The sequence below is a fragment of the Roseateles sp. GW821-FHT03B02 genome (assembly GCF_059421025.1).
Window position 1 is genome coordinate 141,722 of the sequence record NZ_JBWKUV010000007.1, and the last position, 23,152, is coordinate 164,873.

Annotated in this window: 25 protein-coding genes; 7 read left to right on the top strand and 18 right to left on the bottom strand. The window is 72.1% G+C overall.

Annotated features, from left to right (window positions below; genetic code table 11):
- Window positions 1–30 precede the first annotated feature (30 nt).
- Entirely contained in the window at window positions 31–1,209 is a 1,179-nt protein-coding gene (locus AC07VX_RS18970; RefSeq protein ID WP_495122024.1) for a nucleotidyltransferase family protein, read from the top strand.
- Here AC07VX_RS18970 and AC07VX_RS18975 read toward each other — a convergent pair.
- A complete protein-coding gene (locus tag AC07VX_RS18975) occupies window positions 1,185–2,285 on the bottom strand; it encodes a glycosyltransferase family 4 protein (RefSeq protein WP_493165954.1) in 1,101 nt (366 codons plus the stop codon). The two genes, AC07VX_RS18970 and AC07VX_RS18975, sit on opposite strands and share 25 nt — an antisense overlap.
- Window positions 2,286–2,299: 14 nt before the next feature.
- On the opposite strand from AC07VX_RS18975, the gene AC07VX_RS18980 reads away from it, so the two are divergent.
- Window positions 2,300–3,112: a class I SAM-dependent methyltransferase gene (locus AC07VX_RS18980; RefSeq protein ID WP_493165953.1), complete on the top strand. Its 813-nt coding sequence runs from the start codon at window positions 2,300–2,302 to the stop codon at window positions 3,110–3,112.
- Here AC07VX_RS18980 and AC07VX_RS18985 read toward each other — a convergent pair.
- The 12 genes from AC07VX_RS18985 to AC07VX_RS19040 all read right to left on the bottom strand — a co-directional run bounded on the left by AC07VX_RS18985 (window position 3,076) and on the right by AC07VX_RS19040 (window position 14,564).
- Entirely contained in the window at window positions 3,076–4,482 is a 1,407-nt protein-coding gene (locus AC07VX_RS18985; protein ID WP_493165952.1) for an oligosaccharide flippase family protein, read from the bottom strand. The two genes, AC07VX_RS18980 and AC07VX_RS18985, sit on opposite strands and share 37 nt — an antisense overlap.
- Window positions 4,479–5,576, bottom strand: a complete 1,098-nt coding sequence (locus tag AC07VX_RS18990) for a glycosyltransferase family 4 protein (protein ID WP_493165951.1) — start codon at window positions 5,574–5,576, stop codon at window positions 4,479–4,481. Before AC07VX_RS18990 ends, AC07VX_RS18985 begins: the two co-directional genes overlap by 4 nt.
- Window position 5,577: 1 nt before the next feature.
- Window positions 5,578–7,065: a B12-binding domain-containing radical SAM protein gene (locus AC07VX_RS18995; RefSeq protein ID WP_493165950.1), complete on the bottom strand. Its 1,488-nt coding sequence runs from the start codon at window positions 7,063–7,065 to the stop codon at window positions 5,578–5,580.
- Window positions 7,062–8,171, bottom strand: a complete 1,110-nt coding sequence (locus tag AC07VX_RS19000) for an amidohydrolase family protein (RefSeq protein ID WP_493165949.1) — start codon at window positions 8,169–8,171, stop codon at window positions 7,062–7,064. The genes AC07VX_RS18995 and AC07VX_RS19000 overlap by 4 nt, the downstream gene beginning before the upstream one ends.
- On the bottom strand, window positions 8,168–8,833 hold the full coding sequence (locus tag AC07VX_RS19005; RefSeq protein ID WP_493165948.1) for a class I SAM-dependent methyltransferase: 666 nt from the start codon (window positions 8,831–8,833) through the stop codon (window positions 8,168–8,170). The genes AC07VX_RS19000 and AC07VX_RS19005 overlap by 4 nt, the downstream gene beginning before the upstream one ends.
- Complete coding sequence (locus AC07VX_RS19010; RefSeq protein WP_493165947.1) at window positions 8,830–9,825, bottom strand: radical SAM protein; 996 nt, start codon at window positions 9,823–9,825, stop codon at window positions 8,830–8,832. The genes AC07VX_RS19005 and AC07VX_RS19010 overlap by 4 nt, the downstream gene beginning before the upstream one ends.
- Window positions 9,812–10,894, bottom strand: a complete 1,083-nt coding sequence (locus AC07VX_RS19015; protein ID WP_493165946.1) for a hypothetical protein — start codon at window positions 10,892–10,894, stop codon at window positions 9,812–9,814. The genes AC07VX_RS19010 and AC07VX_RS19015 overlap by 14 nt, the downstream gene beginning before the upstream one ends.
- Window positions 10,891–11,340 carry a hypothetical protein gene (locus AC07VX_RS19020; RefSeq protein WP_493165945.1) on the bottom strand — a complete coding sequence of 150 codons (450 nt, stop codon included), beginning with the start codon at window positions 11,338–11,340 and terminating at the stop codon, window positions 10,891–10,893. The genes AC07VX_RS19015 and AC07VX_RS19020 overlap by 4 nt, the downstream gene beginning before the upstream one ends.
- Window positions 11,341–11,414: 74 nt before the next feature.
- Window positions 11,415–12,128, bottom strand: a complete 714-nt coding sequence (locus AC07VX_RS19025; RefSeq protein WP_493165944.1) for a TorF family putative porin — start codon at window positions 12,126–12,128, stop codon at window positions 11,415–11,417.
- Window positions 12,128–13,339 (bottom strand): S8 family peptidase, encoded by a 1,212-nt coding sequence (locus tag AC07VX_RS19030; RefSeq protein WP_493165943.1) that lies wholly within the window; start codon window positions 13,337–13,339, stop codon window positions 12,128–12,130. The genes AC07VX_RS19025 and AC07VX_RS19030 overlap by 1 nt, the downstream gene beginning before the upstream one ends.
- Window positions 13,336–13,947 carry a zf-HC2 domain-containing protein gene (locus tag AC07VX_RS19035; protein ID WP_493165942.1) on the bottom strand — a complete coding sequence of 204 codons (612 nt, stop codon included), beginning with the start codon at window positions 13,945–13,947 and terminating at the stop codon, window positions 13,336–13,338. Before AC07VX_RS19035 ends, AC07VX_RS19030 begins: the two co-directional genes overlap by 4 nt.
- On the bottom strand, window positions 13,947–14,564 hold the full coding sequence (locus AC07VX_RS19040) for a sigma-70 family RNA polymerase sigma factor (protein ID WP_493165941.1): 618 nt from the start codon (window positions 14,562–14,564) through the stop codon (window positions 13,947–13,949). The genes AC07VX_RS19035 and AC07VX_RS19040 overlap by 1 nt, the downstream gene beginning before the upstream one ends.
- A gap of 79 nt (window positions 14,565–14,643) precedes the next feature.
- Between AC07VX_RS19040 and AC07VX_RS19045 the strand changes: the two genes are divergently transcribed.
- The 5 genes from AC07VX_RS19045 to AC07VX_RS19065 are packed head-to-tail and all read left to right on the top strand — an operon-like array spanning window position 14,644 to window position 19,127.
- Window positions 14,644–15,813: an MlaE family ABC transporter permease gene (locus AC07VX_RS19045; RefSeq protein WP_493165940.1), complete on the top strand. Its 1,170-nt coding sequence runs from the start codon at window positions 14,644–14,646 to the stop codon at window positions 15,811–15,813.
- A 2-nt stretch (window positions 15,814–15,815) separates the two neighbouring features.
- Complete coding sequence (locus tag AC07VX_RS19050) at window positions 15,816–16,736, top strand: ABC transporter ATP-binding protein (protein ID WP_493165939.1); 921 nt, start codon at window positions 15,816–15,818, stop codon at window positions 16,734–16,736.
- A gap of 3 nt (window positions 16,737–16,739) precedes the next feature.
- Window positions 16,740–17,705 (top strand): MlaD family protein, encoded by a 966-nt coding sequence (locus AC07VX_RS19055; RefSeq protein ID WP_493165938.1) that lies wholly within the window; start codon window positions 16,740–16,742, stop codon window positions 17,703–17,705.
- Window positions 17,702–18,280, top strand: coding sequence for an ABC-type transport auxiliary lipoprotein family protein (locus tag AC07VX_RS19060; protein WP_493165937.1), 579 nt, complete (start codon window positions 17,702–17,704; stop codon window positions 18,278–18,280). The genes AC07VX_RS19055 and AC07VX_RS19060 overlap by 4 nt, the downstream gene beginning before the upstream one ends.
- 34 nt (window positions 18,281–18,314) lie before the next feature.
- Window positions 18,315–19,127, top strand: a complete 813-nt coding sequence (locus tag AC07VX_RS19065) for an alpha/beta hydrolase (RefSeq protein ID WP_493165936.1) — start codon at window positions 18,315–18,317, stop codon at window positions 19,125–19,127.
- A 1-nt stretch (window position 19,128) separates the two neighbouring features.
- On the opposite strand, the gene AC07VX_RS19070 is transcribed toward AC07VX_RS19065, so the two are convergent.
- Genes AC07VX_RS19070 through AC07VX_RS19090 form a run of 5 tightly spaced genes read right to left on the bottom strand, consistent with a single transcriptional unit; the run spans window position 19,129 to window position 23,065 of the window.
- Window positions 19,129–19,896, bottom strand: coding sequence for a PEP-CTERM sorting domain-containing protein (locus AC07VX_RS19070; protein WP_493165935.1), 768 nt, complete (start codon window positions 19,894–19,896; stop codon window positions 19,129–19,131).
- A gap of 19 nt (window positions 19,897–19,915) precedes the next feature.
- Complete coding sequence (locus AC07VX_RS19075; protein ID WP_493165934.1) at window positions 19,916–20,914, bottom strand: alpha-ketoacid dehydrogenase subunit beta; 999 nt, start codon at window positions 20,912–20,914, stop codon at window positions 19,916–19,918.
- Window positions 20,911–21,810, bottom strand: coding sequence for a thiamine pyrophosphate-dependent dehydrogenase E1 component subunit alpha (locus tag AC07VX_RS19080; protein WP_493165933.1), 900 nt, complete (start codon window positions 21,808–21,810; stop codon window positions 20,911–20,913). The genes AC07VX_RS19075 and AC07VX_RS19080 overlap by 4 nt, the downstream gene beginning before the upstream one ends.
- A gap of 11 nt (window positions 21,811–21,821) precedes the next feature.
- The gene (locus tag AC07VX_RS19085) at window positions 21,822–21,968 is read right to left on the bottom strand and encodes a hypothetical protein (RefSeq protein ID WP_493165932.1); all 147 of its coding nucleotides are present in this window, start codon (window positions 21,966–21,968) and stop codon (window positions 21,822–21,824) included.
- A gap of 11 nt (window positions 21,969–21,979) precedes the next feature.
- The gene (locus AC07VX_RS19090; RefSeq protein WP_493165931.1) at window positions 21,980–23,065 is read right to left on the bottom strand and encodes a hypothetical protein; all 1,086 of its coding nucleotides are present in this window, start codon (window positions 23,063–23,065) and stop codon (window positions 21,980–21,982) included.
- Window positions 23,066–23,152: the final 87 nt, after the last annotated feature.

The following is a 23,152-nucleotide window of genomic DNA, read 5'->3' on the forward strand; positions in this document are numbered from 1 at the left end:
GGCACCAACATCGTGCAAGCGGCTCTGCGGATGACGACAAGGCAGCTGGCCGCCGAACTGGCCCGGCCGGGCCTGGTCGCGCCAGGATGGGATGAATTTGAATGGCGAGCCGCAATGGCCGTGTCCGTCATGCACGGCATCAGCGCCCGGCTGGCTGGCCGGCTGCGCTGGCAGGGGCCCACGGCCTGGCAGGCCTTCCTGGCCGAGCAGGCCGAGCAGGGGCGCCGTCGCGAGCAGCGCATCCGCACCCTGCTGGCACGGCTGGACCGCGCGAGCCAGGAGGCCGGCCTGCCACTGCTGGCCATGAAGGGCTCGGCCCTGCTGCCGCTGGGCCTTTACGCCCCGGGCGAGCGGCCGATGAGCGACGTGGACCTGCTGGCCCGCCCAAGCCATGCCGATGCGGCCGACCGCCTCATCCTCACCGCCGGCTATGCACCGGGCCTGCGCCAGCACCGCCATGTCGCTTACGAGCCGCTGCGGCAGCCGGCCGACCGTGCCTTTGGCGAGCACGAAGACAACCCGGTCAAGATCGAGCTGCACTGGGCCGTCCGCGAGCCCCTGCCGCTGCACGAGGTCGACATCACGTCCGGGCTGCTGCCCACCGCACCCCGGCCAGGGCTGAACGGCTACTCCAGCACCGCCGCACTGATGCGCCATCTGCTGCTGCACACTGCCGGCAACCTGTGCGGCCGCAGCGTGCGGCTGATCCAGCTGCACGACATCGCGCTGCTGGCGGGACAACTGAACGCTGCCGACTGGGACGAAGCGCTGGCCCCGGCCTCGGACGGCCGCGCTGCCTGGTGGGCCGTGCCACCGCTGACGCTGGCGCAGCGGCTGTTCCCAGGCTGGATGCCGGCCCTGCCCGCCATGGCCGTCGCTGCCTGCCCGCCACGGCTGCGCCGCAGCCTTGCCGGCTGCGAGCTGGCCGACGTGTCGCTGTCGCGCCTGGCCATTCCGGTGCTGCCCGGCCTGGACTGGACGCGCAGTCCCGCCGAAGCCCTGGGCCTGGCCTGGCAGCGCCTGCACCCACCGGAGCGGGCCGCCACGGCGCAGCTGCTGCCACGCCAGCACTCCCTGGCCGGCTCGGCCTGGACACGCCGGCCGCCCTGGCGCAAGGCGCTGAGCTTCCTGCTCGGCGCGCCACCACGGGCGCAGACGCTGTACTCGCTGCATCGTGCCCTCGCCTACCGGCCCGCCAGCCCGGCATGAAGCTGCTCGAACCGGCCATGGCTGAAGTCCGCATCCTCGGCAAGCGCGCAGCGTTGCGCTGCGCGTGCCAGCTGCAGCCGCAGGCCCTCGTCGCTGTCCACGCGGGCGATCAGCGCGGCCAGACCCGGGGCGTCGCCGGGCCTGACCACCAGGGCTGCCTGCGGCGCCCACTCGGCCAGGTGTCCGACCGCCGTGCCGACACTGGGCACGCCGAGTACCGCAGCCTCCAGCACCGCCAGCGGCCCGGCCTCGTGCCGCGAGGTGATGACGTGCAGATGCGCACGGGCGAGCAGCGGCCGCAGCTCGGCCTGCGCCCTGAAGCCATGAAAGCGCACCCGCATGCCCAGGCCCAGCCGCGCGGCGAGGGCCTGGATCTCGCCGTGCAGGGTGTCCTCGCCGATGAGATCCAGCGCCACGTCCGGCAGCAGGGCCAGCGCCTGCAACAGGCAGGCCTGGTCCTTCACGCGGTTGAGGCTGGCCAGCTGCACGAGGCGCAGCGGCTCGCCAGGTTCGCGCGGACGCGGCTCGCATGGTGGCCAGGCGCAGAGATCCACGCCCAACGGCAGCCGGCGGCCGGTGCGGCCAAGCGCCTCCAGCTGATCCAGCACGGGCTGGCTGGCCGCCGTCAGCGCGTCGGCGCCCTGCAGCACAAACGCCTCTCGCAACCGGCCGCGCCAGTCCTGGCGGCCGCCGTAGCCGATGTCGCGCAGCGCGACCAGCTCGCCGCCGGCCACGTGCACGGCGCAGCGCAGGCCCAGCAGCCGCGCCGCAGTCACCGCTACCACGCCGGCCGCACCCGACCAGATGGCCTGCACGACATCGAAGCGGCCTCGCCGGTGCTCCTTCGCGATCGCCCACACGGCACGCAGCTGGCCCAGGGCCAGGCTGGGGCCGCCGATGTTGTGCACGCGCGCACCGCACAGCCACCACTCGCCGGCCCGGGCCTCCTGGCGCAGCGCAAAAACATGTACTTCGTGCCGCACAGACAGGCGCCTGAGCAGTGCCAGCAGAGCCGGCACCACCCTCACCTCGCCCGAGCGGTCCACGCCGCCAGGCACGACGACCGCGATCTTCACAGCAAGCCTCCCCCATGAGCACCCAATCCCGACTGCTTGACACCCAAGAGGCCTTCGACAGCGTCGCCGCCGACTACGACGGGCCGCGCGGCAACAACACGGCCATCCAGGACATGCGCGCCGAGATGTGGCGCTGGCTGGACGCGAGCTTCGCGCCAGGCAGCCGCCTCATCGACCTCGGCTGCGGCACAGGGCTGGATGCCGTGCACCTGGCCGGGCTTGGCCATCGCGTGACAGCGACGGACTGGTCCGGGCGCATGGTCGAGCGCACACGCGAGCGCGCCCGCGAAGCAGGCCTGGACGTCGACGTGCGCGCCATCGGCGCCCACGAACTGCAGCGTCTTGAAGGCGACGCCGCCTTCGACGGTGCCTACTCCAACCTCGGCCCGCTGAACTGCGTGCCCGACCTGGACGCCGTGGCAGGCGAGTGTGCGCGCCTGATCAGGCCAGGAGGCCGCCTCGTCTTCACCGTCATAGGACGCTGGTGCCCCTGGGAGATCGTCCACTACCTGCGTCAGCGCCGCTGGGCGCGCGCCGGCATCCGCTTCGCGCGAGACACCGTCGCCGTAGGCATGAACGGCCGCACGATCTGGACGCGCTACTACACGCCTGCCGAGTTCTTCGCGCCCTTCGCCGAGGACTTCGAGCTGGAGGTGCAACGCGGCCTGTGCATCTTCGTGCCGCCGCCCTACCTGACCTGGCTGGCCGAGCGCCACCCACGCTGGCATGAACGGCTGTGGGCACTGGACCGGCGCGTGGCCGGCTGGCCGGGCGTCAGCAGGCTTGGCGATCATTTCCTGCTCGTCATGCGGCGCCGCACGAGCTGATCCAGCTCGTCGAGCAAGGGGTGGCGGCACCAGCGCCAGACCGCAATGCAGGCGATGGGAGCCAACGTCAGCGGCACGGCCAGCACAGCCAGCGCCGTCAGCGCACTTCCGCCCAGTGCAGCCGCCAGGGCGCGGGGGGGCTGGCCAAGAAGGCGGGCCGCCAGCCAGAGCTGGACAGGCAGCGCCAGGCAGGCCGCCCCGCACAACGCCCAGGCGAACGAGACCAGGCTGCCGTCGAAGAGCGCGACACCCAGCACGAGGCGCGCAGCCAGCGTCACGCCGGCGGGCCAGGCCGCCAGCCCCGGCCGGCCCACGGCCGCCAGTGCAGCGCCCAGCTGCGTGAACACCAGTCCCAGTGCCGCCGCCAGCGCCAGGGGCGGCACGGCGGGCGTGCAGTCGACCCAGGCCGGGCCGTAGAGCCATCGCACCAGCGGTTCACGGTAGGCGACGGTCAGCGCGAGCAGCGGCCAGCCCAGGCCGGTCAGCAACGCGGTCGCACGGCGCAGCGCCGGCTCCAGGCTCTCGGCCCGTGCGTGACGCCCGGCCAGCACAGGAAGGGCCCCAAAGCTCAAGGCCTGGCCGGAGACCGCCTGCAGCAGGCTGACTGCCGACTGCGCGCGGCCGAGCAGGCCGACGAGGTGGGCCGAGCCCAGCCGCCCCAGCCACAGGTCAGGCAGCACGGCGTTGACGCCGCTCAGAAGGCCGACGAACAGGGCCCCGCTGCCGAAACCCAGCACTTCGGCCCAGCCCCGCGCCGACGGCCGCCAGCTGCGCTCCGTCGGCATGCACGCATAGGCCAGGCCGCAGACGAGGATGCCGGCGACCTGGGCCCAGGCCAGGCCCAGCGCGCCCCAGCCTTCAAGCGACAGCAGCACGGCCACGCCCGCATGCGCGAGCGTGCCGATGCGCGACACGAAGGCGATGCGCGCCGCCGCCAGCTCGCGCAACTGCAGCGCGGCCATGACGCTGCCATACGCCGACAGCAGCAGGCCCAGGGCCAGCACCTGCAGCAGCGCGACGAGGCCGGCCTGGCCGAAGTGCGTGGCCAGCGGTTCGGCCAGCATCAGCAAGGCCAGCGTCGCCAGCCCCGTCGTGCATGCCAGCAACCCCAGGCAGGCCGAGAAGCGCGCCGGCGTCAGCACGGGCTCGCGCTGCAGATAGGCCGAGACGCCCGCGTCGCGCAGCAGCTGCACGACGCTGAAGACCGCCAGGCCCACGGCATACAGCCCCAGCTCGGCCGGCTGCAGCAGCCGCGCCAGCAGCAGGCCCAGCAGAAAGCGCGTGGCGACGCCGCCGGTGGACGAGGCCAGGTTGACGAGGAAGGCGCGCCGGAAATCGACGGCCGCCGTGGCGAGGACGATGCTGTTCATGCCGCGAGCAAATCGTCGTAGGCCGCCGCGAGGCAGCGGCCCAGGGCCTGGGCCGAGCAGTGCGACTCGAAACGCGCGCGGGCCCAGGCGCGGCGGGGCGCCGCCGGCAGGGCGGCCAGCTCCACGATGGCATCGGCCAGGCGCGCGGCATCGCCCGCCGGCCACAGCCGCGCGGCCGGACAGCCCGAGACCAGCGCTTGGAAGGACGGGATGTCGGTCACCGCCACGGCCAGGCCGCAGGCCAGGGCCTCGACGACGCTGAATCCCGTGGCCTCGCGGTGGCTGCCCTGCACGAGGACGTCTGCCGCCGCCATCAACATCTCGATGCGTGCATGCGGCTGGGTGCCGAGCAGATGCACGCGGCCGGCCAGCGCGGGCGAGCGCATCCGCTCGCGGACCGCCTCGTAAAGCGGTGCGCGGTCATAGCAGAGCCACAGCTGCAGGCCCGGCAGGCGCTGCGCCGCCAGCGCCACGCCGTCGAGCACGGCCAGCGGGTCCTTGTTGGCGTCCAGGTGCGCCACCCACAGCAGGCAGGGGGAGCCGGCCAGGCCGGTCTCGGCGCGCGCAACTGGCAGGTCGTGCGGCGTGAAGCCGCAGCTCGACCCCGGCACTTCGTAGACGCGCGTGGCGGCCGTGATGAGGCCGCGGCGGCGGAAGGGCAAGGCCTGATCGCGCGAGCAGAACATCAGGCCCCGCGCCGTCGCCAGCGCACGCCGCCAGGCCGGCCAATGCCAGGGGCGCGGCGGCGCATCGGCACGGTCCTGCAGCACGATGGGCCGGCCGGGTGCAAGGGCCGCAAGCGCCCGCACCTGCTGCACAAAGCCCAGGCCCTGCACATGCACCACCTGCGGCCGCAGACGCTCGAACAACTCGATCAACCGCTCGGGCTGGCTGTCGCAGGGCAGAAAGTGATAGTCGATACCGCCGCGCCGCACGTGCGCCACGCCGGCACAGGCCTGCACGACGTTCACCTCGGCGCCGGCGCCCGACGCAGCCTCGGCGAGCTGGGTGACGGTGGGCCAGTCCTGCAGCAGGCGCTCGGGCGCGCGGCCCTTCGGGTCGCGGTGAAAGCTGATCTGCAGGACGCGGGCCATGTCAGAGTGCATTCAGTTGCGGGTCCCAGAGCTTCACGGCGCGCTCCAGCCAGCGCAGCTCGCGCGGCCTGTCGTAGCGCGCCAGGCGGTAGCGCCAGGCAGAGGCCGCGCGCAGGGCGGCCTTCTGCCAGCGCGGTGCGCGGATGTCGGTCAGCGTCGGGAAGCGGCAGCCCAGCACGGTGCGGAAGTCCTGGATGCGCTGGCGCAGCGCGGGCGCCATCCAGGGCGCATCCCTGTGACACCAGTAGTCCACCCAGGCCTGCTGCGCCCAGGCGTCGGCACTGTCCGGAAACACGAAGCCGCGCGGCAGGGCCGGGTCGCGCGGCGTCCAGCGGCCTTCCTTGCCGCCTCCGAGGCGCCGCGGCGGCAGCGGCGTGTGGATGTGCAGCATGATCTCGGCGCCGGGGTGCAGGCGCTTGATCTGGCGGATGAAGGCAAAGGTCTTCTCCGTCTCGCCCTCGGGATCCTGCGGCGGCGCCAGCATGAAGGACAGCTCGGGCACGACGCCGTTGGCGCGGCAGGCCTCGACGGCGGCCAGCGTCTGATCGGCCCGGCTGCCCTTGCGCATGTCGCGCAGCAGGCCGTCGCTGGGCGACTCGGCGCCAATGTAGGCCATGCGCAGGCGGCTGCGACGCACCAGTTCCCACGACGCCGGCGACAGGCCCAGCAGCGCATCGGCGCGGGCATAGCACCACCAGGGCAGCTGCAGCCGCGCGAGCACTTCCAGCAGCGGCTGCATGTCGACCTCGCGATCGAAGAAGTTGTGGTCGTAGAACTGCACCGAGTCCGCGCCGAAGCGGCTCTGCAGCAGGCGCAGGTCGCGCTCCAGGCGCTCGGCCTCGGGCAAGGCCGTCTTGCCGCGGAACATCGCCGCCACGCCGCAGAAGCTGCAGCGGTAGCGGCAGCCCAGCGCCGCCTGGTAGCCGGTGGTGCGGCGGCCGAGGTAGGTAGGGCCCAGGTAGCGCTGCGGGTCGTCGACCTCGTCGTAGCCGAGCTCCAGCCGCAGCGGCGCGGTCGAGAAGCCGCGGTCGGCGTTATGCACGACCTCGCCATCGCGGCGCCAGGACAGGCCCGCGACATCGTCCGGCGGCGCACCGCCGGCCAATGCGTCAAGCAGCTCCAGAAAGCCCTGTTCTCCCTGACCGCGCAGCGCGAAGTCCACGCAGTCGCTGTTCAGGGCTGCGTCGGTGCACAGCGTAGGGAAATAGCCGCCCCAGACAATGGGCAACCGGGGCGCGACGGCGCGGATGGCGCGCGACACGGCCAGCGCCGCCGGCAACTGGGGCCCGCCCATGACGGACAGCCCCACGGCCGCATAGCCGCCCTCGCGCACGGCGGCGGCGGCGGTATCCGGCAGGTGGCGGTCCAGGTTGCCGTCGAGGATGCGCGTCGTATGGCGGCCCTTCAGCGCGGCAGCCAGCTGCATGACGGCCAGCGGGAAGCGCGCATTGGACGTGATGCGTGGGTTGATGAGCAGCACGCGACTCATGCCGGCGCCTCCTCGGCCAGCCGTTCCAGGCCAGGCTCGGCGACGAGCAGATGCGCAGCGATGGCCTTGAGGCGGCCGTCGACGCGCACAGGCACCAGGCCCAGCGCTTCGCCCAGGTCGGCGTCGGCATACAGCGGCCGTCCCGCCACCACCACCAGGCGCAGGTCGGCCCGCGACGCACGCGACAGCGGCAGACCTGGGGGCAGCGCAATCAGGTCGGCGCGCAGGCCCGGCTCCAGCCGGCCACGGTCGTGAAGGCCCAGCAGCCGGGCCGCGCCCTCTGTGACCCAGGCCTCCAGCCGTTCATCAGGCCAGCCGGTCAGCCCGCGCACGAGCGCGAGTTCGGCCAGCAGGTCGCGCCCGCCGCTGATGCGCGAGTCGCTGCCAAGCGCCAGCCGGCCCTGGGCGAACAGCCAATCCGGGTCCAGCGTGCGGCCGAACAGGTGCAGGTTGGACCCGGGACACCAGACGACGCCCGCCCCCGCGTCGACGGCGCGGCGCTGCTGCGCGGCGCTCAGGGCAAGGCCGTGCACCAGCAGCGTGCCCGGCGCGATGCAGCCGAGGGCTTCGAGACGGTCGAACTCCAGGGCCGCAGCCGTGTCCATGCCCTCGGCCGCGTGAATGATCCAGGAGCGTCCGGCCGGCGTCGCCCGGTGCGAGGTGCGCACGGCCTCCTCGCCGTCCAGTGCCAGCGAGTGGGACCAGCCGCCGGGCTCGGGCGCGTCGATGGGGAAGTCCGGCTCGTCCAGCAGCGCCGCACGCGGATCGTGGTGCAGCACTGTCGTCACGCCACTCAGGAGATTCTTCACGCCGCCCGCCAGCAGACGCTCGGCGCGCGGCAGGGCTCTGTGCGCCAGCAGGCCCGGGTCGGTGGCCAGGCACGGCGTGATGTCGGCAATCCAGGCGCTGGCATTGCGATAGCCATCGCGAAACTTCAGCCGCGGCAGCGCGCCGTTAAGGTGCAGGTGGTCATGCGCGTTGATGAGGCCAGGCAGCAGGCGCGCGCCATCGAGGTCGATGCGCCGGCCGCCGGATCCGGCAGCGATGCGCCCGCCCTCCATGCCCAGGCTCCTGCCACCCGCTGCGTTGACCAGGTGGAGCCTCATGGCTTCACCAGCCTCAATGCCAGCACGACGGCCAGCCCCGCCCAGCGCGCGTAGAAAGCCTCGGAGCCGGCGAAAGGCTCGCGAAGCTCGCGCCCGACGCACACCTCTCGGCTGGCTTGCAGTACCAGACCGGCCCGACCGGCGGCGGCCCGGTGAGCGTCGAGGCCGTAGAGCGCGTGCAGCAGCTCGTGGCGCTGGCCGGCGGCGTCGGTGAAGCTGCGCGTCATGCCTGCGCCCGCGGCGTCGACGTGAAAATCCGAGTAGACCAGCCGGCCACCGGGCGCCAGCACGCGCGCGACCTCCACCATCCAGGCGTCGAGGCTGGGCGCATGGCCGACGGCCAGGCCCGAGACGACGATGTCGAAGCTCGCCGCGGCGAAGGGCAGGCTCAGCATGTCAGCGCGAACGCGGTGCGCGAGTGGCGCCCGGGCCAGCATGCCGGCGGACAGGTCGCAGCCCACGACGATGCCTGCACCCCGCTGCTGCAGCAGCAGGCCGTAGCGTCCGCTGCCACAGGCCAGGTCCAGCGCACGCTGGCCAGCCAGGCCGGGCAGCAAGCCCAGCACCGCGGCCTGCTCGGCGCGCATCAGCGGGTTGTGCGGCAGCGGCGGATAGCGCTCGGCCCAGAGGTCATAGGCGGCTTCGTTGGCGAGGCTGTTCATGACTCAAACCACTTGGAGCAGACGCAGTGCCGGCACTCAGGCCGCTCACCCGCACGGATGCTGGTGCGCAGCCGGCGCATCGACGGCGAGTTGATCCCCTCGACCAGGCCGGCATCGCCAGGCTTTGAGCCGCCTGCGATGAAGAAGCAGGGCCGCAGGCCGCCATCGGCCTCGATGACGACCGAGTGCTCGGGCGCGTTGCATCGCACCGGCGGCGGCGCGGCCAGGCCCAGCCGGGCGCGGTAGTGGGCCTCGATGCGACGCAGCTTGGCGGGCGACTCTGCGATGAAGCCACTGGCGAAATCGGCTTCGTCCAGCGCATCGAGGCTGCGGACCAGTGCCGGCAGATCCTCGGCCCGCAACGCGACGCTGTCGACCGGCTCGCCGTGGCGGCCGAAGGCTTCGGCATGGCTGACATCGGCGGCGAGGAAGGAGATGCCCGCCACACCAAGCTTGTGCGCGAGCGCGACGAGTGCGTCCAGCTCGCCCGCGTTGCCGCGCTGCACCGTCACGCGCAGGCCGACGTTCAGCCCCTCGCGCACCGCGGCGCGGATACCGGCGCAGACGGCCTCGAAGGCGTCCAGGCCACGGATGGCCGCGTAGCTCGCTGCCGTGCTGCCGTCCAGCGAGACGGTGACCTGGTCGAACAGCCGTGCCACCTCGGCAGCGTGCCTGGCCAGCGCAAGGCCGGCCGTCAACAGCCAGAGCCTGTGGCCCTGGCCGCGCAGCAGGGCCGCGATGCCGGTCCATTGCGGGTGCAGCAGCGGCTCGCCGCCTGAAACCAGCACCGTCTGCGTGCCGAGGTCGCGCAACCCCGGCAGCAGCTGCCTGACGGTCTCGATGTCGATGTCCCGCCGCCCGTGCCGCCAATAGTCGCAGCTGACGCAGCGCGAGTTGCAGCGCTCGGTGAGGTAGAGCGTCGCCAGCGGCAGCCGCGTGATGGCGGGTGCCGGCGCAACGGGTCGCTCGACGGTGACGCTAGAACAGTCCATGCAGCTCGACAAAGCCCTGCCGCCGGTTGTCGATCGCGTTCTGCGGAATGCCGCCGAACTTGCGCCAGCCCGCGCGCAGCTGCACGAAGGCAAAGGGCGTGTACTCATAGACCAGGCTGTAGCGCACCTTGTTGTCATGGGCCACGCGGCGGTCTGGATCCAGGTATTCGCTGGTCAGCTTCAGGTTGTGGCCCTGCTGCACCAGCCAATTGGCTTCAAGCAGCGTCGCGAGCTGCCGGCGCCTGCCCTCGGGGTAGCCGGCGTCGCTGACCAAGTCGAACTCGGCCAGCCAGGCGATAGGCCCGGTCGTCGTGCCGGCGAACAGGCCCCAGGCCTGGCGGTCACCGGCCGATGACTTGACCTGGGCCGCGGCCACGCCGATGCGACCCCAGGGTTGCATCCAGATCGCCTGGGCCGTGGTCTGGTGGCCCGTCGTGCCCCCCTTGTTGCCAGGGCCGTTGCTGCGCACGAGCTGGAGGGACCACTCGTCGCTCTCGTGGCCCAGCTCCAGGCCCTTGTCGGGAACCGTCATGCTGACGCCGCTCAGCTGCCGTACGAAGGCCAGGCTGTCCTGCAGCCGCCAGCCGAACGGCAGGTAGAACTGGCCGGCCTTGGCGTACCAGGAGAGGCCGGGCGTCGACAGCCGCACATAGGCCTCCTGCCGCTCGGACTTGCCCGGGGCGACCTGCTGGTCAAGGTAGGCGCCGAGGTAGTCCTTGACCAGCTGCAGATCGGCATAGAGCCGCACCTGCTCGGTGCCGCCGACGCTGCGCGTGGGCTGGCCCGAGACCGAGGTGCGCGTCGTCGCCGTACGCAGGTCCCCGCCCAGGCGCAGGCGCTCGTCCAGCAGCGAGCCGGTCCAGCCCTGCAGGGGCTCGGGCAGCGCGTTGGCCGGGATGACGTTCTGCGCGAAGCTGTTGCCCACCGCGTTGCGCAGGCCGCCGCCGGTGGGATTCACATGGCAGGCCACGCATTTAAGGCCGGCGCGGACGGCGAGATAGGGCTCGGCGCGTGCCGTCGACACGAGGGCCAGCAAAACCAGGCCGAGGAGGATCCGCGCGGCCTTCATTTCTGCGCTCCGTTGGCAATCCACTGGCGGATCAGCGCGATGGTCTGGGCATCCAGATAAGGTCCGCCAAAGGGCATGCGTGCGCCCACCGCCTGGTGGCCCTCGAGCTTGTGGATGAGGTAGCTGTTGGCCGCATCGCCCGGTGCCACGCGCTTGAGCGCGGGCACCTCGGCGCTGGCCACGCCGACCAGCATCGTGAAGCTGTTAGACGCATCCAGCCTGAGGCCCTGCGGCGCCGCACCACCGGCATGGCAGGCCGTGCAGATGGGCGTGAACACATGCGACTGGATGGAGCTGAAGCTGGCCGTCATCGGGCCGCCAGGGTCGTCACCCTCGCCGAGCGGCCGGCCGTTGGCGTCCAGCCCCGCGCCGCTGCCACCGCCGCAGCCCGCAACCAGCACGGCCGTGGCGGCGAGCGCGCCGCCCCAAGTTCTCGAGATTCTCATCACGGCCCTTTCCTGGCTCTCACTGCGTGGTAAGTGCCGACCCGCCCGTTTCGGGTTCAAGGAAAGCCCGGGATTCAGAAGGCCGTCGTGAGGTTGAGCACCACCCGGCGCCGCTGCGTCGAATCCAGCCAGGTGTAGGGCCCGCCCCGGCTCACCGAGACCCAGGCGAGCTGCAGCTCGCTGCTAGCGCCCGGCTGCCAGGACGCGCCCAGGCGCAGGTCCAGCCGCGTCGGGCCGTGGGGCTCGACGTAGGGCAGGTCCGCCCCCCCCAGCGCGCGCAGCACGCCGAGATGGCCGAGAGCTGCCCAGCCATCGGCCACCGGCCAGCGCCCGTTGAGCTCGGCGTAGGCACTGCGCTGGCCGCTGCCGTAGTAGTCGGGTGAGTGGTACAGCCGCAGGTTCCAGCGCTCGCCCAGCAGACCGACATAGACCTCGTGGAAGTCGTAACGTGACACGTTTTCGAAGCTGCGCGTGAGCACGCCGGCCTCGGCGTCAAGCCCTGGCGCCAGCTCGAACACGCGGCCCCCATAGACCAGCAGCGAGGCGTCACGGCGCCGGGCGTCGAAGCGCGCCTGCGCCAGCTGGGCGCCGGCATACCAGCCGGCCGCGCCGTCCCAGGCCAGGCCGACCTGGGCGCTGGGCCGATTGCGGCTGTAGGACATGCCGCGCTCGCGCGCATCCGTCTGCAGCGCCAGCGTGCCGCCCACATCGGCGCGCGCACCCCCCACGCCGGACAGCAGCGTGGCGATCAGCGTCGTCAGTCGGGCCAGGCGCGCGGGGGGAGACATCAATCGGCAGTGTGCCCCAGTGCCGCGCAGGCCTGTGCGCGCGTGCCGGCATGGCGGGCCAGCGTGGCGCAGCTGTCGATGCGGCCCTCGGCGGCGGTGACGAGGGCCGTCTTCAGCGCCAGTGCACCGCGCGTGCCGTCCAGCTCGCGCACCAGCGCCAGCAGGCCGGCCGCGTGGGCCGCCGCGAACGACGAGCCCGTGACCAGCGACCAGCCGCCCCCAACCGCGGTGCTCGGCACGTCGCGCCCCGGCGCCATCACCGCCCCCGCCGGCAACGGCGGCCCGCTGCCGACGACGAAAACGCCCGGGTGATTGGCCGGGAACTGGTTGTGGGGCCCGCCGCTGCCCGGAAGCGCTGCGACGACGCTCGCGCCGCGCGCCTGGGCCTGATCCAGCAGCAAGGCCAGCAGCCGGTCGTCAGGGCCGCCCAGGCTCATGTTGATGATGTCGGCGCCCTGCTGGATGGCCGCGTACAGCGCCCGGGCCAGGCCCAGGCTTGTGCACAGCGTCTGGTCCTGGGCGGCCTGCCAGCAGGCGCGCAGGGCCAGCAGGCGCGCCTGCGGTGCAATGCCGGCAATGCCTGCGCCGTTGTCGGCCCTCGCACCAATGATGCCCGCCACCGCCGTGCCATGGCCCTCGGCGGGCGGCGCCTTGTCATCGACGAAATTCTGGTTGAAGACCACCTGGCCGGCCAGGTCCGGGTGCAGGGCCTCGACGCCGCTGTCGACGACGGCCACGCGCACGCCGCGGCCCGTGGCCAGCTTGTGCAGTTCGGCCAGATGCCATTGGCCGGCGGCCGGCTGGGCCGCGTAGAGCGGCTCCTGCTCGCTGCCCTGGGCACGGTAGAGGCCCACCGGCTGGGCCCAGGCGACACGCCGGTCCTCAGCCACGGCCCGGGCAGCCTCGGCGGACGTGCGCGCGTCGCCATCGGGCAGGCGCATGACGAAGCAGTCCACGCCCGCCAGAGGCATGGCCCATTCGCTGCGCATCTCCAGCTTGTGGGCCTGGGCCAATGCCTGGGCCATCTGCTGGCGCGACTGCCGGCCCACGCCCTCGCCGTAGGTGCCGGCGTAGCTGCCGTCCGGCCGGTAATGGGCCTTGGGCAGCTGCAGCATGACGAGCACCTGGCGCTGGGCCTCCTCGGCCTGGGCAAAGGCCGGGCTGACGACACAGCACAGCAGCAGTGCCAGCAGGCGCAGCAGCATGCTCATCGCGCCGGCCCCGGTTGCAGCGGCTCCGCCATGGCAACGATGGGCGCCATGCGCAGGGCTGCCAGGCCGCGGGCGTCGACACGCAGCAGCCAGGCCCCGGCCTCCGTTGGTCCGGCAACGACGCCGGCCTTCTCGTCCTGCAGCAGTTCGCGCACGGCCTGCTCGCTGGTACCGGGCTTGAACATGACAAGGGCGTCCGCCACCACGGGAGCGCTGCCGGCGGCCGACAGGCCCTGGTAGGCCGCCTCGTCCTGGCGCGTCGTCAGCAGCAGGCCCAGCAGCAGCGCGACGGCCGCGCCCTGGATGCCCAGGGCCCAGGGGATCCAGCGCGGCACCGCAGCAGGTCGGGCTGCAGCAGGCTGCATCAGGGCATGCATCCTGGCCAGGCCGGCCTCGACGTCAGCGGCCGCCATGGGCGCGCCAGCCACGCTCAGCAGCGTCTGCATGGGCTGCTCCGCCGCCAGCTCATTGCGGCAGGCCTGACAGTGCAGCAGATGGCGCTGCACCTGGGCAGTCTCGTCCTCGCCCAGCTGACCACGGGCATACCAGGGCAGCAGGGCCTGGGTGGCCGCGTGCTCGTCGTGTTCCATGGGGATGATCACACTCATCACAGTTCTCCGTGCCCGGCCAGATCGTCGAGCAACAAGCGCAGGCGCCGCCGCGCATAAAACATCCGTGTCTTCACGGTCTCGGCCGGGCTGCCGACGACCTCGGCGATATCACCGTAAGCCATGTCATGGAAATAGCAGAGCTCCACGACGGCCCGGTGTTCCGGCGACAGCTCTGCCATCGCCGCGCGCAGCCGCCCGCGCAATTGCGCCAGCCCCATACGCTGCTCCGGCCCCGGCGCGGTGTCGACGGGCTCTTCGGCAGATTCGGCGTCCACCGGCAGGTCCTGCCGGCTCAATGCCTTCAGCGCCTTGCGGTAGGCAATGCCGAAGATCCAGGTCGAGAGCTTGCTGCGCCCGTCGAAGCTGTCGGCGCGCTGCCAGACGACCAGCAGGGTGTCGTTCAACACCTCTTCCAGTACGTCCGGCTGCCGCAGCATGTGCACCAGAAAGCGCGACAACCTCGGGTGGTAAAGCCGGTACAGCGCGTCGAACTCGTCCCGCTGGCCGCGCCTGACACCGTCCAGCAACGCCAGCTCCAGCCGCTCGGCGGCCGGCCCGCGGCCGTCGGCCGGGGCGTCCTCGCGCTTCTTCCTGACGTTGAGCCACTTCAACATGGGGATCCTTGGTTGCGCGTGTGTACCGCCCGCGCGCCGGAAGGTTCAAACCCATCCTAAGGGCGCTATCGTTGCACCCATGAGCGATGCTGGCGCCCTGCCCCTGCAAACCCAGCCCACGGGCTGGGCGGGCGAGCCAACCGATAACGACACGCCGCCCCGGCTGGAGCCGGGCGGTGCCCGGGAATGGCGGGTCAGTGGCGACTGGACGGTGCTGGCCCTGCGCGAGCGCTATGCGGAGTTCCACCAGCGCATCGCCGCGGCCGTCGCCGAGTCGCCGGACGCGCTGTGGGATCTGCGGGCCCTGGGCCGGCTGGACACCGCCGGCGCGCTGACGCTGTGGCAGGGCTGGGGCCTGAAGACACCTGCCCGCCTGCTGTGGTTGCCCGAGCATGTGACGCTGTTCTCGCAGTTCATGCAGCCCGGCGCCCTGCCCCGGCGCAAGCGCAGCATCGGCCCCGGCCTGGAGCTTGCCAGCCTGAAACTGCTGGCTTTCGCACAGCATGGCGTCGACATCGTCGCCCTCGTCGGCCGGCTGTTGCTGGACTTCGTGCGCGTGCTGCGCCATCCCGCACTGATCGGCTGGCGCGAGATCTCGGCCAACATCTTCCGCACCGGCGCCCAGGCGCTGCCCATCACGGCCCTGGTGGGGTTCCTGGTCGGATTGACGCTGTCCTACCTGATCTCCAAGCAGCTCAAGACCTACGGGGCCGACATCTTCGTCATCAACATCCTCGGCCTGGCGGTGCTGCGCGAACTGGGGCCGCTGCTGGCTGCCATCATCGTGGCCGGCCGCTCGGGCTCGGCGATGACGGCCCAGATCGGCGTCATGCGCGTGACGCAGGAGCTGGACGCACTGTCCGTCATGGGCATCTCGCACACGGTGCGGCTGGTGCTGCCCAAGGTCCTCGCGCTGGCCGTGTCGCTGCCGCTGGTGGCGCTGTGGACCAGCGCGCTGATGCTGCTGGGCGGCATGACGGCCGCGCACGCCCAGCTGGGGCTGGACCCGTTGCAGTTCCTGCACATGCTGCCCACCGTCATCCAGCCGGCCAACCTCTGGCTGGGCTGGAGCAAGTCGGTGCTTTTCGGCGGGCTGATCGCGCTGCTGGCGTCGCACTTCGGGCTGCGGGTGAAGCCCAACACCGAGAGCCTGGGCCAGAGCGTCACGCAGTCGGTCGTCACAGCCATCACCCTCGTCATCGTCGTGGACGCAGTCTTCGCGGTGCTGTTCTCGGACGTCGGCATCTAGCCATGACAGCCCCCACGTTCGCTTCGCTCGCAGCTCCCCAGGGGGGCGCGTCAGCGCCTTCTGAGGGCCGGGCGACGCTGATCGCCGAACCCGTCATCGAAGTCGACAATGTGACGACGGCCTTCGACGGACACGTTATCCACCGTCACCTCAACCTCACCGTGCACCGTGGCGAGGTCGTGGCGCTCATCGGCGGCTCGGGCTCGGGCAAGACCACACTGCTGCGCCTGCTGCTGGGGCTGGAGGTGCCGCAGGCGGGCAGCGTGAAGATCTTCGGCCACCCGCTGGGCCGCTGCGCCGCCCGGGACCTGGAACGCGTGCGCTACCGCTGGGGCGTGCTGTTCCAGGCCGGTGCGCTGTTCTCGGCACTGACCGTGTTCGACAACATCGCCCTGCCGCTGCGCGAGCTGGGCAGCGTACCGCCCGATCTGGTCACTCCGCTGGTCATGCTCAAGCTGGCCCAGGTGGGCCTCAAGCCCGAGGACGCCTTGAAGCGCCCGGCGGAGCTGTCGGGCGGCATGGTCAAACGTGTCTCCCTGGCACGGGCGCTGATCCTGGACCCGCAGCTGCTGTTCCTGGACGAGCCCACGGCCGGCCTGGACCCCGAGAGCAGCAAGCAGTTCGTCAAGCTGCTGCGCCGGCTGCGCCAGGAGCTGGGCCTGACCGTCGTCATGGTCACGCACGACGTGGACACCCTGTTCGCCGTCGTCGACCGCGTCGCCGTGCTGGCCGACCAGCACATCGTCGCCTACGGCCCGCTGGCCGAGGTGGCGCGCCTGCCTCACCCGTTCGTGCGCAACTTCTTCCTCGGCCATGTCGAACGCTGCGCCGAAGAGGACGTGCGGCGCTTCCGCCTCAGCCTGGACGACACCAGCGACGAAGGCGGCGTGCCCGCCGTACTTCGAGAAGAACACGCCCTCTGATCTATGGAAAACAAAGCCCATGCCCTTGCCGCCGGTCTGTTCATGCTGCTGCTGGGCCTTGCCCTGGCGGCCAGCGTCGCCTGGTTCCAGGGCGATCGCACCGAGCGCCTGCGCTACACCGTCGTCGCGCGCAGCGGCGTGCCGGGGCTGAACCTGAAGGCGCCCGTGAAGCTGCGCGGCGTCGAGGTGGGCTATGTGGAGAGCATCGGCTTCGACCCCGACGACCCGCGCCAGATCCTCGTCGGCATTGCCGTGGACGCCGCCGCACCCGTGTCGGCCACAACCCATGCCCAGCTTGGCCTGCAGGGTGTCACGGGCCTGTCCTTCGTCAGCCTGGAGGAAGGGGACGCCAGCGCGCCGCTGCGCCGTGCCGCGGCCGGCGCGCGCATCGCCCTGAAGCCGACGCTGCTGGACCGCCTGGCCGAGAGCGGCCCCGGCCTCGTGGCCGGCTTCGCCGAGACGGCCACGAGGCTGAACGCGCTGCTCAGCGACGACAACCGCGCCCAGCTTGGCCGCACGCTGGCCGAGTTGCAGCAGGCCGCCGGCGACACCAGCCGGCTGATGGCCGCGTTGCAGCCCGGCGCCCGCGAACTGCCCGGCCTGCTGAAGGATGCCGACGCCGCCACCCAGCGCGCCGACGCCGCGCTGCGCCGCATCGAGGCGCTGGCCGCCGATGGCCAGCAGCTGGCCCAGGAGCTCAAGTCGCGCGCCGCCGTGCTCGAGCGCCTGGACGCCGCGGCCGCGCAGGTGCAGGCCACCAGCCGCAACCTCGAACTCGCACTGGTGGGTGACACGCCGCCGCGCAGCCGCCCCGTGCTGGCCGACATCTCGGCCGCCAGCCGCAGCGTGGAGCGCGCCGCCAACGACCTCGGCGAGCAGCCGCAGAGCCTGCTCTTCGGGCGCGGCGCGCGACCACCCGGGCCCGGCGAAGCCGGCTTCGCGGACCGGCTGAAGGCGGGCAGCAAATGAGATCGACCCTCGCCCTGCTCGCCGCGGCCCTTGGCTTGAGCGCCTGCTCCCTCGCGCCGACGACACCGGCCCGCACCGTCTACGACCTCGGCCCGGCGCCCGCCGTGGCCAGCACCGGCGGCTCGGTGGCCTGGCGCGTGGCCGACGTGACTGCCGCGCCCTCGCTCGGCGGCGACGGCATCGCCTACCGCCTGGCCTTCCAGCAGGCCCAGCGCCTGGAGCAGTACCGCGACAGCTTCTGGGCCGCGCCGCCCGCCGCCCTGCTGACGCAGCGCCTGCGCGAACAGCTCGCCACGCCCGCTGCCTGCACAGGCCGGCCCGCGGCGCTGCTGACCGTCAACCTGGACGAGTTCGAGCAGGTATTCAGCAGCCCGGCGAGCAGCCAGGTCGTGCTGCGCCTGCACGCGACGCTGTGGCCGGCCGGCACCACCGGCCCGGCGCTGCAGCAGCACTGGCGGCTGGAGCGGCCGGCCGCCACGCCCGATGCCGCTGGCGCCGTTCGTGCACTGGCCCAAGCCGTGGACGAGTTGATACCCCAGCTGGGTGCCTGGCTGGCTGCGACCGCCTGCGGCTGAATCCGCCGCCGCAGCGGCCTCGTAACAGCACTTCATGCGCCCCGCACTTCGCCGCCTGCTGCTCACCGCCGTGCTGCTGCCCACCATCGCCTGGTCGGCCGCGACAGCGGCGCTGTGGCTGAAGCAGGAGGCCCTGCTATTCCACCCCGAGCCGCTGCCGGCCGACGCGCGCCTGGCCGCCGAGCCCGATGTGCACGAGGGGTTCGTCGACCTGCCAGGCGCGCGGCTGTCGGTGCTGGAGCTGCGCCTTGCCGAGCCGCGCGGCGTCGTGCTCTTCCTGCACGGCAATGCCGGCAACCTGCAGAGCTGGTTCGTCAACACCGAGGTCTACCGCCGCGCCGGCTTCGATCTCGTCATGCCTGACTACCGCGGCTTCGGCAAGAGCACGGGTCGCATCGAGAGCGAGGCCCAGCTGCACGCCGACGTGGCCGCTGTCTGGCGCAGCGTGGCGTCGCGCTATGCCGGCAAGCCCGTCGTCATCTACGGCCGCTCGCTGGGCACGGGCCTGGCGGCCGAACTGGCGGCCAGCGTGCAGCCCGCGCTGACGGTGCTGGTCTCGCCCTACGCCAGCATCGCGGGCCTGGCACGCGAGCACTACCCCTGGCTGGCGCCTCAGGCCGTGCGCTACCCGCTGCGCACCGACCTGGCGGTGCAGCGCCTGCGCGGTCCGCTGCTGCTGGTGCACGGCGACCGGGACGAGGTCATCCCCGTCGAGGAGAGCGCCAAGCTGCAGGCCATGGCGCCGCAAGCACGGCTGGTGCGCATCGCGGGCGGTGGCCACAACGACCTGCAACGGCTGCCCGCCTACCAGCAGCTGCTGGCCGAGACCCTGGCGGCGCTGCGCTGACTCAGGCGTCGCCGCGGCGGCGGCGGCGCAGCATCAGGCCAGCGAGGCCGCAGGCCAGCAGCAGTGCGCTGGCTGGCTCGGGCACGGCCGAGGTCATGAACTGGCCGGAGGCCGAGCTCGTGGTCATGCCCTCCGGCAGCGTCCAGTTGAAGTGCAGGGTGTTGCCGAAGTCGGCGCTGGCGTTGGGGCTGCCGACATAGGGCAGCGCGGTGGCCGAGGTGTAGAGCTCGGCGAAGATGAAGTAGGTCCTGTCGCCCAGCGGGATGAGCAGCTCGTCGCCCAGCACCGTCGTGCCGGAGGTCAGCGCCACGGCCGGGGCGTAATCGCCCAGGCGGTCGAAGAAGTCGGCCTTCGGGTCGCCCACGTAGAAGCGCACCAGGGCCTGCGCGTTGCCTGGCGTCAGCGTGCCGTCGATGCTGACGCTGAGTTGGACCAGACCCAGGTTCTGGCCGTTGCGGAAAGTCACCGTATCCCAGTAGCGCGCCATCGAGATGGCGCCCGTCTTGGCATGGCAGCCTGGACAGGGCGTCGCGCTGGACGCCGCGTGCAGCGTGCCGTCGCCCAGTCCAGCCATGGCCCAGGCATAGGAGTACTTGTAGTAGGACGGCGTGTTGGCCATGGCCGAGAAGCTGCCTTCGCCGCCGCTGCGGCTGCTGCCGCTCGTGTCGGCATAGGCACCGTAGGCGGGCATGGCAGCCTGGGCCGGCGCCGCGGCCAGCAGGGTGGCGCCGGCCAGGGCCAGCAGCAGGGTCATCGAGGTCTTGTTCATCGCGTTCTTCCACTAAAGGTCAGGGGTTGAGGGAGAGTTCTTGCAGCAGAGCCCGGGCGCGGGCCGAGATCTGCTCGGGCTGAGGAACGGCGGCCTGCTCCAGCAGCCGGCTGGCCAGGGCCGGCGCGTCCGGGCCGGTCAGGCGCTGTGGCGGCGCCTTCAGCGCACCAAAGGCCTGCTCGGCAACCAGCGCACAAAGCTCGGCGGCCAGGCCGCACAGTCCGCTGGCCTCGGTCACGCAGAGCAGCCGGCCGGTCTTGCGCACCGAGGCCAGCACGGTGACCGCATCCAGCGGCTTGAGGCTGCGCAGGTCGATGACCTCGGCCTCCAGGCCCTCGGCGTGCAGTGCCTGCGCCGCAGCCAGGCAATGGCCCACGGTCTTGCCGTAGCCCACCAGCGTCAGCGCGTCGCCATGGCGGCGCACGGCGGCGTGGCCCGGCAGCAGCAGTTCGTCACCGGCGACTTCGCCCGGCTGGTGGACGAGCGCGATGTCGCTGAACAGCAGGCTGGGCCGCGGCTGGGTCAGCGCCCCGGCCAGCAGGCCCGCGGCGTCCGCCGGTGTGCAGGGCATCAGCACCTGCAGACCGGGCGTGTGGACGAACATCGCCTCCAGGTTGTGGTTGTGCTGGCCGCCGATGGCCCAGCCGGCGCCGGTCTGCGCCAGCACGATCAGGGGGAACTCGAACTGCCCGCCGCTCAGTGCGCCGAGCTTGCCGGCGCTGTTGACGATGGCGTCCATGGCGAGCATCAGGAAGGGCGCAAAGAGCAGGTCCACGATCGGGCGCAGGCCCATGGCCGCGGCACCCACCGCGCAGCCGGCGATGCTGGCCTCGGCCAGCGGCGTGTTGCGCACGCGCTCGGCACCAAAGGCCGCGAGCAGCCCGGGGTTCCTGGTAGCCACGCCCTCGCCGAGGAAGATCACGCGCTCGTCGGCTGCCATCGCGCGGTGCACGGCACCCATCAGGGCCTGCTGGGAAGTCATCTGCATGTCGTTCTCGTTCAGGTCTGTCAGGCTCATGCCGCCGCAACGGCTGCGGCATGGGCGTGGACGATGCGTTCGCGGGCATGTGCCCGGCGCTCGGCCAGGGCCTCGGGGCTCAGGGCCAGCCGCTCGGACTGGCGCTGGATCGGGTCCCGCGCCAGCCATTGCGCGTGCTCGCCGGGGCAGACATAGGACTGGTCGTCGGGCTCGAAGTGGCCGCGCTGGCGATAGGTCGTCAGCTCCAGCAGGCGCGGCCGGCCGCTGTCGCGGATGGCGGCCACGGCCTGGGTCGCAGCGGCGTGCACGGCCTCGACATCGTTGCCGTCGACCACCTCGGCCACCAGACCGTGGCCCTGCACCCAGTCGGCCACGTGTTCGCCGGGCATGGTTTCGCGGCGGTGCACATAGGCCTGCCACTGGTTGTTCTCGCAGACGAAGAGCAGCGGCAGCCGCCAGGTCACGGCGAGGTTGACGGCCTCGTGGAAGATGCCCTGGCAGGCCGCGCCGTCGCCGAAAAATACCGTCGTGATGCCATGCGGCTGCGTGCCCAGCTTCTGGGCCAGCGCGACGCCCGGGGCCAGCGACAGCCCGCCGCCGACGATGGTGGACGTCAGCACGACACCCAGCGACCGGGCCGAGATGTGCAGCGAGCCGGCGTGGCCACGGCAGTAGCCGCTGGCGCGGCCCAGCACTTCGGCGAACAGGCGTTCAGGGTCGGCGCCGCGCGCCAGCAGATGGCCGGCGCTGCGATGGTTGCTCAACAACCGGTCCTGCGCCTGCAGCGCGGCCACGACGCCGACGGCGCAGGCCTCCTGGCCGATGGAGGTGCAGGTGCCGGGCTGGCCGGCAGAGGCGGAGTCGGCGAGCTGCTGCTCGTAGGCCCGGATCAGCAGCATGGCGTCGAGGCGGGCCAGCGCATCGGTTGCGTTCATGGAGGACGCCCTCAACCGGCCAGGCTGACGACCGCGCCCTGGGGGCGGCCAACTGAAGGGAAGACATCGCGTGGCAGGGCCACGGCCGCCACAGGCGGAGGTTCGGCGCGACGCGACGGCGGCACCGCGATGACGGGAGGCTGGATCGGGATGGTCATGACAGGCTTTCTCAGTTCAGCAGGGCTGCAAGGCGGTTGAGATCCAGCGCGGCGACGGCGTCACGCATGGGCTGGGCATAGGCGGGGTTGCCGGGGTGGCGGCTGGCACAGACGGTCAGCAGCTGGATGCGCGTGCGATTGCGGGCGTCCCAGGGGAAGCTCGGATCCAGCTTCACGAGACGCTTCAGCGGACGGACAGCCTCTCCCGGGCCGGGCAGACGGTGTCGGCCGCTGCCCAGGCGATAGGGCTCGGCAAGCTGGGCCGCGTCCAGGCCGGCGCGGGTGTTGCGCAGGCTGTCGAGCTCGTCCACGAGAAGCTGCCGGCCACGCGCCAGCTGGACCCGGTAGTCGGCCTCGCTGTCCTTGCGCAGGCGCGCCGCCAGCAGCAGCGCGTCGGCCGCCTTCGCGTTCTGGGTCCGGATCTGCCGGGCACGGTGTTCGGCGGCGGCCAGGTCGAAGGGCTGCTGTGCGCTCGCATGGCGGCGGTCCCAGTCCTCGATGCGACGCTGCTGCTCGCGCTCGAAATAGCCCAGCATCTCGCCGACCGTGACGGGCACCCAGGGCAGGCGCCGCTCGGGGCCGATGACGGTGCACTCGCCATGGACTGGCCAGCCCTGCATGGGCTCGCCGCGCTCGCCTTCGAGGTAGGCGCTGAGCTGGTCGTCGTGGGCCCAGCGGTTCAGCGTGACCAGCGGCGCATTGACGAAGAAGCTGAAGCCGGCACGCGGCCCGATGCGCTCGGCGGCTTGGGCGTGGATGTCGCAGCCCTTGCCGACCCAGGTCTTGGGGCCGTAGCCGTGGGCATGGATGACAGCCTCGCGCGGACGGCGGGCCGGCTCGTCGGAGTCCATGATGTCGCGGCGCAGGCGCAGCCTGACATCGGGCAGGGCCAGCAGGCCGGGGTTGGGCCGGGCCTGGGCCTCGAACTGGTCCAGCACGGCGTGCAGCGGCCTGAGGCTGGGATGGTCGACGCGCAGGCCGTCGTTGGTGAGCGGCTCGGCCACGGAGGCGGCCCAGCAGTTCTCGGCCCGTGCGGTGGCCCACAGCAGGGCCAGCGTGATCAGGGCTGCGAACAAGGACAGGCGATGGGAGGGCATGGCGTTTCTCGACGTGCGGATGTCGGGACAAGGCGCCGCCCTGCCGGCGCTCAGGGCGCTTTGACAATGCGGTGACTTGCGGGGGTG